10 protein-coding genes are annotated in these 13,666 nt (G+C 49.2%); 3 read left to right on the top strand and 7 right to left on the bottom strand.

Features of this window, described 5'->3' with window-relative positions; genetic code table 11:
• The 5 genes from H6F88_RS24475 to H6F88_RS24455 form a co-directional block, all read right to left on the bottom strand.
• Positions 1-553: IS6 family transposase (locus tag H6F88_RS24475; protein ID WP_190645355.1), on the bottom strand; the 553-nt coding region annotated here is incomplete at its 3' end.
• A 34-nt stretch (positions 554-587) separates the two neighbouring features.
• On the bottom strand, positions 588-1,484 hold the full coding sequence (locus H6F88_RS24470) for a tetratricopeptide repeat protein (protein ID WP_190645353.1): 897 nt from the start codon (positions 1,482-1,484) through the stop codon (positions 588-590).
• A gap of 234 nt (positions 1,485-1,718) precedes the next feature.
• Positions 1,719-2,813, bottom strand: a complete 1,095-nt coding sequence (locus H6F88_RS24465; RefSeq protein ID WP_190645352.1) for a hypothetical protein — start codon at positions 2,811-2,813, stop codon at positions 1,719-1,721.
• On the bottom strand, positions 2,810-4,102 hold the full coding sequence (locus H6F88_RS34635; protein ID WP_190645350.1) for a tetratricopeptide repeat protein: 1,293 nt from the start codon (positions 4,100-4,102) through the stop codon (positions 2,810-2,812). Before H6F88_RS34635 ends, H6F88_RS24465 begins: the two co-directional genes overlap by 4 nt.
• A 132-nt stretch (positions 4,103-4,234) precedes the next feature.
• Positions 4,235-7,084 carry a tetratricopeptide repeat protein gene (locus tag H6F88_RS24455; RefSeq protein WP_199333776.1) on the bottom strand — a complete coding sequence of 950 codons (2,850 nt, stop codon included), beginning with the start codon at positions 7,082-7,084 and terminating at the stop codon, positions 4,235-4,237.
• A 576-nt stretch (positions 7,085-7,660) separates the two neighbouring features.
• On the opposite strand from H6F88_RS24455, the gene H6F88_RS24450 reads away from it, so the two are divergent.
• The 3 genes from H6F88_RS24450 to H6F88_RS24440 all read left to right on the top strand — a co-directional run bounded on the left by H6F88_RS24450 (position 7,661) and on the right by H6F88_RS24440 (position 10,713).
• Entirely contained in the window at positions 7,661-8,014 is a 354-nt protein-coding gene (locus H6F88_RS24450) for a hypothetical protein (protein WP_190645346.1), read from the top strand.
• Between the two features lie 170 nt (positions 8,015-8,184).
• Complete coding sequence (locus H6F88_RS24445; RefSeq protein WP_190645345.1) at positions 8,185-9,450, top strand: ATP-grasp domain-containing protein; 1,266 nt, start codon at positions 8,185-8,187, stop codon at positions 9,448-9,450.
• Between the two features lie 42 nt (positions 9,451-9,492).
• On the top strand, positions 9,493-10,713 hold the full coding sequence (locus tag H6F88_RS24440) for an SDR family NAD(P)-dependent oxidoreductase (RefSeq protein ID WP_190645344.1): 1,221 nt from the start codon (positions 9,493-9,495) through the stop codon (positions 10,711-10,713).
• Positions 10,714-10,835: 122 nt separating this feature from the next.
• Here the strand turns inward: H6F88_RS24440 and H6F88_RS24435 are convergent, their stop codons facing one another.
• Positions 10,836-11,921 carry an aliphatic amidase gene (locus tag H6F88_RS24435; RefSeq protein WP_190645342.1) on the bottom strand — a complete coding sequence of 362 codons (1,086 nt, stop codon included), beginning with the start codon at positions 11,919-11,921 and terminating at the stop codon, positions 10,836-10,838.
• Positions 11,922-12,482: 561 nt separating this feature from the next.
• Entirely contained in the window at positions 12,483-13,643 is a 1,161-nt protein-coding gene (locus H6F88_RS24430; protein ID WP_190645340.1) for a MarR family transcriptional regulator, read from the bottom strand.
• Positions 13,644-13,666 lie beyond the last annotated feature (23 nt).

Raw genomic sequence — 13,666 nt, 5'->3', positions numbered from 1 at the left:
CCTCATGAATTGCTCTGGGATACGAACTCAGCCCATCTGTCACCACTCGTTGCGGTGATTGTTCCACCACCTCATGTGCCCCAGCAAAAAACGCTTTTGCTGCTGCCATGTCTCGCTTCTCGCTCAACCTCACATCCACCAAGTTTCCATTCTCATCAATCCCTCGATACAGATAGCACCATCTCCCTTTGACTCGGATGTACGTCTCGTCCACAAACCAAATCTTGCCCACTTTGCCTTTGCGTTTGGCACGCAACTGCTGGGCAAAGATGGAAGCAAAGCGCTCTTCCCAATCCCGTACTGTTTCATGGGTGAACTCAAATCCCCGCAGCAGGAAGAATTCAGCAATGTCTCGAAAGCTCAGCTTGTAACGGAACCGACACACCAGCACTTGGAACACGATATCAGTGGGCACTTCAATGAAATTGAAAGGGGTACCGGTGCGTTCATTGCAGGTGCGATAGCACGCCTTGCAGCGATACATCGCGTAACCTAAATCAGTAGTGCGTTGCAATCGAGTGGTGTGAGCCGAGCTGCAGTGAGGACAATTCATCGAAGGCTGACTAAACGGAAGTTGAGGGCAGAAGCTAGTTTATCAGGCAGGGGCTTCTACCCTCAATTTGAGTACTCAGTTCTGACAGTTTCCGATCGCCCAACTCGCGCTTGAGGGCTAAGGATTGCTCATAGTACTCCAGCGCCTGCGGATGATTCCCCAGCAAGTCGTTGACAATACCGATGTTGTTGAGCGTTGCAGCTTCCGTGGCGCGATCGCCCAACTCACGGGTAAGGGCTAAGGATTGCTCATAGTGCTCCAATGCCTGCGGATAATTCCCCAGCAATCGGTTAACAATACCAATGTTGTTAAGGGTTAAGGCTTCCCCAGCGCGATCGCCCAACTCCCGCTTGAGGGCTAAGGATTGCTCATAGTACTCCAATGCCTGCGGATAATTCCCCAGCAAGTCGTTGACGATACCGATGTTGTTCAGCATTATGGTTTCCCCCGCGCGATCGCCCAACTCGCGAAAGAGGGCTAAGGATTGCTCATAGTACTCCAGTGCTTGCGGATAATTCCCCAGCAATCGGTTGACAAGACCTATGTTGCCCAGCGTTCTAGCTTCCCCAGCGCGATCGCCTAACTCGCGGGTGAGGGCTAAGGATTGCTCATAATACTCCAGCGCCTGCGGATAATTCCCCAGCAAGTTGTTGATATTGCCAATACCTAGAAGGGAGTTGGCTTCACCTCCTCGATTATTGGTCTCTCGATAAATATTTAGAGCCGCTTGATAAGACTGTAATGCCTCTCGCCACTGACTGACTCGATATTGCTGATTACCCAACTCCAACAGGCGATCGGCTTCGGCTATTCGGTCTTCTGGAGTTGTTTGGGCAAGAGCAGGCAGACTACCAGACGCGGGTGGAAATACCAAGGGTACTGTGAAAGCCAAGCAAACCGTACACAAAAGCAGCGAGACGGGATGATGCATAGAGTAGACCGTAGAAGCGAGGGGGCGATTTGGGTCTTACGGGTCAATCATAGCTTCACCGATTTCCTTCACTCCCCTAGTCTCCTATTCCGGATTGGCTTCTAATCTTGATCCGTGACATTCATAAGCATCCAGCCTAATCATGAAGGGGCGATCGCCGCTGTTTCCAGAGTTATCGCTGAACGTGGAAGCTGTTTTGGCGGCTGGAGAGATGGGTTGAGAGTAATTCAGATCTCACGGCTCTGTGCCTCCTGTGAGTGTATCTAGCCATTCCTCGACCTGTGCCACGCGATCGCCCTCTGCCAACAGTTCATAGCTAATTCGGGCTTGCTGCAAGCGTTGTTCAGCGGTGAGGCGATCGCCCTGAGCCGCAGCAATATTGGCTAATCCCACCTGGGCGGCAGCGCGATTCGAGAGGTCAACTGAAGACGCTGTCAGCGTCAGAGCCATTTCATAGGCAGACTGAGCCGGATCTAGCAACCCAGCCTGGAGATACAGGTCGCCCAGGAGCCGATGGACATAAGGCGTTGAGCTATTAGCGGCAACGGCTTCTAGGGCAGCGATCGCCTCCAGCACCAATCCTGCACCTTCTGGAGGCAAGGTATTGGGTTCAGCCAGATTCAGGTGAAAACGAGCTAGGGCGATCGCCTGTGCTTCAGGTGTGAGGGAAGATGAGCTTAATGCTGTTAGGTCTGCCTGCAACTCTGCACTACGAACCTCATCTAACCGGCGCAGCTTTAGATAGGCAGGTTGCGCTTGAGTATCCTGAGCGATCGTGACGAGTTGATAGTTGTGTCCAGGTTGCAGAGCCGAGCCATCATAGCGAATTTCCGTTCCTTCAACAGTGGTGCTCCAAATCATCGAAGTGCAGTTGAATACTGCCTGACCACACTCCCACAGTTGCACCTGATAAGTTGTCACATCTGAAACGGGGTTCCAGCGGAGGATTGGGTTTCCTTCAGAGACTTGAGAGGCATACTCAAATCGGTTTTCCAAAAACAGCAGAAAATCGTCCTCTCCCCGCCCTTCCTGGGAGTTACGACTGCGGCTATTTGGACAGACATCCGCTAGACCGAACAGACGAGAGCGGGTTTGAGAGTTGCCATTTTGACACAGCACTTGCACTATTGCGCCATTAAAGGGATAAACGCGATCGCCCACCCGCAACAGGTCGCCTACTACTGCTGGACGGCGGCGACGCATTCCCTCTCGCTGTAGCGACGCACTGCCTCTTTGGATATCAATGATTTGGTCATTGGCAAGAGATGGTAGAGCGATCGCAATGAGCAATAAAGTCGCAGTACTAAACAGTGACCAACGTTGCATCATGGCTCTCCTTGCTCTAGTTGTTCTCGTGCCATTGCTGCCCATTCTGCTTCTTCAGGTAGTGATTTGCGATCACCAGCGATACACTGCTCCCAAGCAGGGGTTGCTTCCTCTGCTCGCTGCAATCCCTCTAAGACTTGAGCCTGTAAACAGTGGGCTGCGGCTCGTTCTGAATTTTGGGCGATCGCCTGTTGTAAAAATTCGTCAGCTTCAATGAATCGTTTCTGCCTCAGCCACATCCATCCCAGATTTTTGAGCAGGTTATATTTTTCTGTCTGGATGTCTGGATTGTTTAAGTCCTCTCCGGTAATTGCATCAAACGCTCGCTTTAAAAGTATCCACGCTGCCTGATAGTCTTCTTGGAGAATGTAGAGTCGCCCCAAATTGTTGTGTGCCCGCAGCCAGACTAGTTTGTTGATACCCGGTCTGTTGGAGGCAACGCTTCTAGCTATCAATTCTTGATATGCAGCAATTGCCTCTTCTGTGCGTTGAAAGTCTTCATAGATCAACCCTAAACCATAATAAGCTTCTAGCGTATTAGGCTGGAGAGCAAGGGCCTGTCGATAAGCTCGCAATGCGCTATCCAAGCGATCTGCTGAGTAGTACTCGTGACCTGTTTGAACGCGATTGCTGGCAAGTAGGGGCAAATAGATCGCGTGAATACCTTGTACGATGAGCAGCAAAATAAGTGAAGCGATCGCACTAAACTCTTGACTGAAATGTTTAGGAATTCGCAGGCGTACCATAATCGCCTTCAGAAAGTTGCGTCCACTCTCTGTCAGTGCTGCACTACCTCCAGCAATGGTCAACAAGACTTGTATAGTAATGGGAAGAATCTCTTGAGTATTGAGTTCTTCCCCTACAATCCGGTTTAGGCTATCAAGAACCACAGTCACAGCAAACGTTAGGAAAAACAAAGTGATAAACGTCCAGAGCCAATCCAGGCGATCGAGCAAGACATATCGTTTTTCTAGCTGAGGAAACAATGCTGGAGGTTCAGGATACCACCACCACGCTGTTTCAGGAGGATGAACGAGCGATCGCCAAGTCTCTAATTGCGTTGTTGTTGCGATCGCATTTTTGTGGTGATTGAGGCGATCATCTAATTTGCCTAACCACATTACCTGTTCTGCGGGAATCGCTTTGATGTCGTCTAGAACAAGTTGCACTGCATCACGTTGGGTCAGCACCTCTAATACTAAAACGGAGCGATCGCCCTTCGCCTTCTCTAGATTCGTCAGAGCGCGATCGTAGCGTTCAAGTGCCTCATGTAATACGGGAGATGAAATCACTGATTACCTTTGAGTAGCGTGATTGTGTAACTTCAACGAGACTTTCGAGAAAGATTTTACCTGTTGTAGAGGTATCCAATATGACACATTGCAATGCCCCTACGGTGATTAGTGTTTTTTGGCTGTTTAGAACTACAATCCATTGCCAATCAGGATGAAGGGTGCCCAGTAGTAAGGATGGTTTAGGTGATTGGCAGTTTCGGCAGGTAGGTCTTGCTGAATGCGTTGACGGATGCCCGTTGCACTGCGCTGATCGACACCCAACACTTCAAAATTGCCTGTAATCAGAGCAACTTGAGCTAACCGCAGGGCTTCTGTCTTGGAGATACCAGGTTGTTGAAGGGCAACATAAAATGCATCCATCAATGTCTGGGTGCCGCCATCGCTGACTTTCCAGAGAGAGGCAAGGACGGCATTAGCTCCCCGGTCTTGAAACTGGTATCCCAATCCCAAAATCTCTGCACCGTTGCCCAGTTCGCCGACTCCCGTTTGGCAGGCACTTAGCACAACCAAATCGATATTTGAGAGAGACCAGGTGTTGATGCATTGCAGCAAATCGGCACCTTGAACGGAGCCTTCAGGACATTTGAGAACAGCCCGATCGCCATTGCCAAACAGGATGAAGGAATCTTCTGGGGTGCCTTGCACAAACGCGGCATGGGTTGCTAGGTGCAGGATATTGGCAGACCCCATCTGGCGCTGCATAGAACGTAAGCTGAAGTCGTTGTCAAAAAATGGCACGGTGTTAGGCAGAGTGGTGGCTAAATTCTCCACTTCTTGCCTGGTAAAGGGCAGTCCTCCAAACTCTTCGGGTTGACCGTCAACCGGCACAACATAGCGAATCGTGTCATCGGCGAACGCACCTGCCAGCACGCGAGGATTGGCAGTGGGTTGACTGGTCAACTCCGTTAGCGATCGCGCCGTAATGTTGTTGACGCGATAGCGCTGAGTCAACCATTGCTCACCGTCGTGCAGAGCCGCCAGAGGAATGTAGCGCAACACGCCATCCGGGGCATAGATAATCGTCTGGATGTTTGCCTGTCTTAGCTCCTCTTCTAAAGGGGCAATCAGCCATTGATGAAGTTGTTGAGCGGGGACAGTGGCATCACTCGTTGGGTCGCGCAGGGCTTGCAGAAACTCAGAGATGCCCTGATTAAGTTCATTTTTGCCAACCGGTACAACGCGGCGGATGGGAGGCGCGTCTGGAGTGATTAGCACCAGTTCTAGGCGATCGTCCAGAATCAGGGGATAGAGCAGCACTGCATTGAGCTGTGCCAAGTCATCCTGGAGAGCTACCAAATTTTCTAGCAGTACGGTCTGCTCCAAAATGCGAGGACTGAGTTGCGCCACTAACGTCTCAATCTCGTCGCTTTGAAAAAACGCTTCAAATTGAGCATTGAGTTCAGCCTGTAGGTCAATCAGTTGGTCCAGTCGCTGTTCTTCTGCAGCGGTTAGGGTTCCTGCCTCCGTCAGCTTTCGCTGCAGTTGCGCCCGCTCCTGCCCCAGTTGAATCGCTGTTTGTTGCAGGGCATCATAGCGTGCCAAAATCTCTTGCTCTGGACGCAAAATCACTAGCTGATCCCCTTCTCCCCGGACTTCTCGCAGATAATCATCCAATTCCTGCACCTTCAACAAATCCAACACCTGCTGCGCTTCTAAAATGCGGTCTTGCTGCAGCAACAGATCTGCCAGACGACGATAGTGATCCTCAATGGTGGCGGTATACGACTCCTGCAACTCCTCCACTAGAGCGCGATTTGTCTCCCGAATCGTTTCATAGCGGTTGACCGCCTGCTTGAAAAACACAATCGCCAACTCCGGTTGCTCCTGCACCTCCAGCAGATAGCCTATATTAGCCAGCGTGTTGGCTTCTCCCGCGCGATCGCCCAACTCCCGCTTGATGGCTAAGGATTGTTCATAATACCCCAGCGCCTGCGGATAATTCCCCAGCAAATAGTTGATAATACCGATGTTGTTCAGCGTTATGGCTTCTCCCGCGCGATCGCTCAACTCCTGTGAGAGGGCTAAGGATTGCTCATAATCCTCCAGTGCCTGCGGATAATTCCCCAGCAAATAGTTGATAATACCGATGTTGCCCAGCGTTATGGCTTCTCCCGCGCGATCGCCCAACTCCCGCGAGAGGGCTAAGGATTGCTCATAATACTGCAGCGCCTGCGGATAATTCCCCAGCAAATAGTTGATAATACCGATGTTGTTCAGCGTTATGGCTTCTCCCGCGCGATCGCCCAACTCCCGCTTGATGGCTAAGGATTGCTCATAGTACTCCAGCGCCTGCGGATAATTCCCCAGCAAGTCGTTGACAATACCGATGTTGCCCAGCGTTGCAGCTTCCCCAGCGCGATCGCCCAACTCCCGCTTGATGGCTAAGGATTGCTCATAGTACTCCAGCGCCTGCGGATAATTCCCCAGCGATCGGTTGGCACTACCAATGTTGTTCAGCGTTATGGCTTCTCCCGCGCGATCGCCCAACTCCCGCTTGATGGCTAAGGATTGCTCATAATACTCCAGCGCCTGCGGATAATTCCCCAGCAAGTCGTTGACAATACCGATGTTGCCCAGCGTTGCAGCTTCCCCAGCGCGATCGCCCAACTCCTGCGAGAGGGCTAAGGATTGCTCATAGTACTCCAGCGCCTGCGGATAATTCCCCAGCAAGTCGTTGACGGCACCAATGCTGTTAAGCGTTATGGCTTCCCCTGCACGACTTTCCTGTGGAAACGCTTCACGAACGCCAAGGTTGCGATAAATATCCAGAGCCGCTTGATAAGACTGTAATGCCTCTTGCCACTGACTGACTCGATATTGCTGATTACCTAACTCCAGCAGGCGATCGGCTTCGGCTATTCGGTCTTCTGGAGTTGTTTGGGCGAGAGCAGTCAGGCTACCAGATGCGGGTGGGAGTACCAGGGGTACTGTGAAAGCCAAGCAAACCGTACACAAAAGCAGCGAGACGGGATGACGCATAGGGTAGACCAAAGAGGCGAGGGGGCGATTTGGGTCTTACGGGTCAATCATAGCTTCACCGATTTCCTTCACTCCCCTAGTCTCCTATTCCGGATTGGCTTCTAATCTCGATATTGGTTAGGCTCCATAAGCTTTAAGGGGAGGCGATCGCTCAGCAGAACACGACACCTAATCTGTCACTTGCGTTATTGGCAGGCTCAAGGAAAGACGACACTTAATCTGTCACAATTCTGGAACACGACGTTTAATCTGTCATTTCACAGTTGGTGCGTTTAGGGGTAAAAAAAGGGGTGGCGATCGCTGAAATTCTTGTATAGCAAGCAGTACGGTTCGACGACAGTAATTTGTCTCGATGACGTTTAATTAGTCACTGTACAAGAGTCATGTATAGCGACGCTAATCTGTCACCGATGGTAGATTAGCGTCGCTAAAGCCTTAGTAACAAACTATTTGTTGCTTTCTTACCCATCCGCTTGAGCTCCATACTTTACTAGAATTGAAAAGAGCAAGTTATTCTGTGATTGCGAGTTGAAGCAAAGAAAATCTAACTATCTCTTACTGTCTCTCCTCAATTCCTTGGCTGACTTTGATGGTCAGATGTTGGAAGAAGCAGTTGGCATACTTAATGATTTAAGAAAATGCTCTAACCCAGTACCGCCTCTTTACACTGACGTGTTTGGCTTACCGCTGTCAGCAACGTGTACTGACTTGGTAGAACGTGTAGAAATCCTGTCTGAGGAGCAGCTTGCGATTGCAAGCTATGCTTTTCAGGTATTTCGCTCTTATGAGCAAATGCTGAGGGTTGACACAACGGAAATGGCTCCTCGGCAGAGGGCAGCGAGTGAAGCGCAGATGGAGCGGGTTCGACTTTTGATTGAGCGAACGAAGTCAGCACTGGTCGAAGCGATCGGAGAAAGAAATGAAAAATAATTGGGTATAGCAACTCGCTACTGAGCAAGAAGGTCTATCTATAGAGAAAGAGGAGTTGTCCTTGCGGTAGAGTTATCTCGAAAAGTCAGCCGTTACGCTATTAGGCACTAAATCACCTCTAGACTAATAGCCGCAAGGACAAAATTTGGCGATCGCCTAACCCTTCCGTTATGACTCCTCCACTCACTCAGTTTTTTCAGGGAAATTCCCTTTCTGATTTGTTCGCTCAGGACATTGGTGACAGGTATTATGGGCTGCTTTTGAACTATCCCGCAACGGCAAGCTGGGCTGCTTATCCCAACGTGCAAAAATACTTTCTGCAAGATGGCAGCAGTGAAGCCACAAAGACATCCTTTGACAAAATTTGCCAGAAAGAACCCTGGAAAAACCTGGCAGTCCTAGGTAATACTCTTACGGGTGTAGCAATCAGACCCCCTCAAAACCAGCTAATGCAATACTGGCGAGAGCATTTCGACTTTGATGATACTCATTTGCAGATGATGGATTGCTCAACTTATCTAGATGAGTTGAGTGGCGATCGCCTTGACCAGGTGATTGTCTTATTTCCGTTTGATCGGTTGGCGCATGAAAAGCACGCCGTTAACCCAGATACTCACTACCGCCTGCTCAGTAAAGCTGCGCTTTCTGAGTTGGGGATTCCCTGTCCAACTTATCAAACCTATGAGTTGGATCAGATTAGCCTGGATCAAATTCAGCTTCCTCAACAGTTTCCTTACCTGATCAAGACATCTCATGGACTTTCGGGTGAAGGAACTTATATTATTCGCAGTCACAGCGATCTCAACTATTGCCTGGAAGAATTGCAGAAGTACTTGTCGATCAACTTGTTAAAGACAATTATCGTTTCGGAGTTTGTCAAGCATGAGGTTAACAACTACTGTGCCCAGTTCTATGTGAATAAGCAAGGTGAGATTTCGTTAGTTGGTGTAACTCAGCAGTTAGTTAGCTCCGAAGGGAACTACTTAGGAGGGTTAATCGACTACACCGACGACATGAGTAAGTTCTCCGAAATGATTACAGCGATAGGACAATATGCTCATCAACAGGGATATTTCGGGGTAATTGGCTTCGATATATTAGAAGACCGAGACGGAAGACTCTACGGAATCGATGCCAATTTTCGCATCAATGGTTCAACGCCGCTTTGCTTGCAGCGCCATCAACTGTTGAAGCTGGATAAAGCGATCGCCAAATATTCCAGTGACTACCGCATGGAAGGAACTCTCGACGAAATTCTCACCACACTGAGACCACAGCTAGAGCGGAAGGATTTTCTGATTCTCTCGGCGTTGGAGAAGGTGAAATACGGCAAAATTTACACCGAAATTTATGGCATTGTCACCGGAGAAACGCTCCAGGAAATGCAGCAGATTGAGCAAAACCTGCACGATCAGGGATTGCGCTTAACAAGTTAAAACACCACCTTTGAATCGCTTGAATCGCAGGATTTTTGATTAATGAATTTAACTTATCAAGGTTTACTCACTTTTGTTGTTTTGGCGATCGCCACACTCCTTTTCTCAGTGTCGCTAGACCGGTGGTGGCGTGAACGCAGCTATGACCTGAATGGTAAAACAGTCTTGTTAACCGGAGGTTCACGCGGATTAGGTTTAGTCATGGCGCGTCAACTTGTCCAGTCGGGGGCACGAGTTGCCCTCTGTGCGCGAGATGAGGACGAGCTAGAACGGGCACAAACGGAACTAAAGCAAGGGGAAGTCTTGGCAGTAACGTGTGATGTCACCAATCAAACTCAAGTTGAGCAGATGGTGCAGCAAGTTAAGGAACGGTTTGGGGCGATCGACATTCTAATCAACAACGCTGGAACGGACATTGTCGGTCCGCTAGATAGCCTCACCATGCAGGACTACGACGATACAATGAAGCTACATTTTTGGGCACCGCTTTACACCAGTTACGCTGTGCTGCCAGAGATGCGTCAGCGCAAAGCGGGCAGGATTGTAAATATCTCCTCTATTGGCGGCAAGGTAGCGTCTCCACACATGGTGGCTTACTGTGCCAGCAAATTTGCCCTGACCGGACTATCAGAGGGAATGCAAACCGAACTGGCAAGCACTGGAATTGCCGTTACAACAGTTTGTCCTGGTTTCATTCACACGGGTGTGGTTGATCACGCCATCATGAAGGGTCAGAACCGCAAGGAGTTTGCCTGGTTTAGTATTGGTGACTCACTGCCACTGCTTTCTGCCAGTGCTGAAGAGGTCGCTCGGCGGACGATCAAAGCCCTCAAGCGGGGAGATGCAGAAGTGATTGTGCCTTTTCCGGCTTGGCTTTCTGCTAAATTTGCTGGACTATTTCCAGGACTCACTGCAAACCTGCTCAGTCTGACAAATCGGTTACTGCCTAGATCTGGTGGAATGGGTCAAGAACGTGCCTTTGGCAGAGATAGCCACTCATCCTGGGCACCTTCCTGGCTGACTGCGTTGAGTAACCGAGCGGCACAGCGCAACAATGAAGTTCCGGTCGCTGAACCCAAAAGCAATACCACGGTAAAGCTGCTTGATCATGAGCAGCACTCCTCACCTACCGAAGCAAAACAGCCATCTGCTGAAGCGACACAGTCTGAGGTGACACAGTCACCTGAAGGATCTACGGTAAACGGAACATCACTCACCGAACAAGTCCAAGTCGGAACATCCTCAGCGGAATTGTCCCCGTAGAAGATTGATCAAATTGGTTTTCCGTTAATCGGGACCTCAGCGTAGGGGCGGTTCGCGAACTGCTCCTACGCTGAGATTTGTAGCTGATACAAGTGGAAACTCCCGTAACTTCCAGCTATAAATTAGCCATTTACGGAGACTTGAACTGTTGTGGGTGAGGACTTCACTGGAGGAGGACTAACCTTCTGATTGGGGATACCCTCAATTGGGCACTCTTCCGTACCAATCGTGGAACGAGTAATCGCTTCTGCTTTCTCCTTCGCTTTCTTCGGCTCCAGAATCCAGTCCCGATAGAACTGGTAAGGACATTCCGCCATCCCTTCAGAACCATCGCCCGAGTTCAGCATTCCGGTATAGCCGCGATGTAGCAGCTTAAACAAGTGATTCTGAGACTGAGAGTTTTTGCGGAAGTCACGAATCGCAAACTTAGACAGGGCAGCATACTGAATCCCCATCTCTTCTTCGCCACACTCACCTAAAGTGCGACCATCAAAGCCAACTACAGCAGAGTGTCCGAAGTAACTGTATACACCATCAAATCCGGCAGCATTAGCAACGGCAACATAAACGTTGTTCATCCACGCCATTGCTTTAGACACCATGATTTGCTGATCTTTCGCCGGATACATATACCCCTGGCAGCGAACAATCAGTTCGGCTCCTCTCATGGCACAATCGCGCCAGATTTCAGGGTAATTGCCATCATCACAAATGATCAAACTAATCTTGAGTCCCTTTGGTCCTTCTGAGACGTAGGTGCAGTTGCCGGGATACCAGCCTTCAATCGGTGTCCAGGGCATGATTTTGCGATATTTTTGAACGATCTGTCCCTGGTCGTTCATCAAAATTAAGGTGTTGTAGGGAACCTTGTTAGGATGCTCTTCGTGCTGTTCTCCAGTGAGTGAGAAAACGCCCCAAACCTTATTGTGAATGCAAGCCTCTGAGAAGATTTGCGTTTCCTCTCCAGGAATGCTTGCTGCCGTTTCCATCATCTCTTTGGGATCATACATGATGCCGTGAGTGGAATATTCAGGAAAGATCACCAGATCCATTCCTGGTAAACCTACTTTCATCCCGTCGATCATTGAGGCAATGTTCTTACAGTTCTCAATAACTTCTGCTTTGGTGTGCAGGCGCGGCATTTTGTAGTTAACAACCGCAACTCCAACTGCGTCTTCACTCGATGAAATGTCGCCGTGGTAAGACATGAGTACCCCCAGTGAGTGTTGTATTTAGAGCTTCTAGTGACCAATGGCAGAGGAGAGCCATAGAAAAACTCTCCTGGATCTTTTGGTACTTCCAGTTGCAAGATTTTATTTGTAATCTGCTGGAACAGACTGAGCTTGCCGCTGTTTAAGAGGGGCTTGCAACCTCCAAACCAGCGCTACCGGGCTTTGAGCCAGGAAAAAAGGTTTATCTCAATTTTTTGCGATCGCCAAGGCTTCCTCCTCAAGCCACAGCACCTTGAATACAAGTTAGACTCTAAAAATCAGTTGCCTCCCCGTAACCGGACAATCCCCACCACTCGTCTTATGTTTGCTGGTTCGCTAGCGATTGTTTGCTGGTTCGCTACCGATCAGTTGACGCTCATGAGAGAGCTTTCAACAATCTGGATAGATAATAAAGAGTTGGATAAGCCTAATTTGTATCTAGTTTTACACTTAATAGTTAATTGCTTAACTATTTTCTCTCAATGCGAATTTGCCATCCTGCATGGGGCTTTAGACATTTTCCCCTAGGAAGCAAACAGATGCTCACTCCTACAGGCATCAGTCAGCAGGCAAAGCTGTTTCATCGAGCAGTTTCGCTGTTTTGATCACGAGATCCATCAGCGTCTTGCGTTCTGCTTCATTCAGAGAGCTCATTAGCTCAGAGATCTGATATTGATCCTGGGGTGCAATCCAGCTTAAGAATTGTTGCCCCTCTGGGGTCAGTTTTACCATCAGTGCCCGTCGGTCAGAGGGATGCACATCGCGTTCGACATAGCTGTCTTGCTCTAGCCCATCCAATAATCCGGTCATGGCAGCGCGGGAAACGCCACACTGTTTGGCTAAAGACGACGGGCTGGCACATAGCTCAGGTTCAGTACTGAGATAGAGCAGAACGGCGAGCTTGCTTTGCGAAATGCCTAGCTTTGCCGAATGTTCATCGGTAATTCGCAAAACCATTCTGGCGATTCGAGCAATGATTGACGTGGTGTAAATTGCTCCTGCCTGGCTGGGAAAAGTCAGCGCCTTGTGGACAATTTTTGTGACCAATTCACCTAAAGTTTCTATTTTTTCGTGCCGTTTGACCTGGGTCTGAGTAGATATAGGTACCTCTATATCGTTGGGTCGCAAGGCTTCCTGTCTGTACTGAGCCAATTCTTGCTCTAGCATTTGACTCACTTCAAATGCTTGGGTCAGTGTGGAAAATGCTCTGAGTGCTGTAATTACCGTAATGAAAAGCTTTTGGGAGGTTAGCTCTGTTTTTGTTTTGTAATCATCGATGCCATAGTTCACTGCCACCACATTTTCGGGTGCCTGTCCTGGCTGTCCGGTCCTCAGGATAATTCTGACGATTGGGTTGTCTAGCTCCTCTCGAATGTAGGGAATCACCTGTAACCCTGCATCTTCTGTTTCCATGACTACGTCTAGAAACACAATCGCCGTATCAGGATGAGCCTGAATCAACTGTTTGGCTTCTTGAGCAGAGTAGGCACTAATAAATGTCAATGTTTTATTTTCAAAGGTAAAGTCGCTTAGCGCCAGTTTTGTGACTTCATGGACTTCAACATCATCATCGACGATTAAGATTTTCCAGCTTCCATGCTGGCTCAGGTCTGTTTCTTCAGCAAAGAACATGATCTCATCTTCTTGAGCAAAGACGCATTCATCACTCGGAGCGTGATCACTCAGAGCATTAGATGAGGTTTGTGCGTTTTCCAGCATGAATGCTCCTTTAGTTGTTCGAG

The sequence above is a fragment of the Oculatella sp. FACHB-28 genome, from assembly GCF_014696015.1.
Taxonomy (GTDB): Bacteria; Cyanobacteriota; Cyanobacteriia; order Elainellales; family Elainellaceae; genus JAAUTN01.
This window is presented reverse-complemented; position numbering and strand designations above follow the sequence as displayed.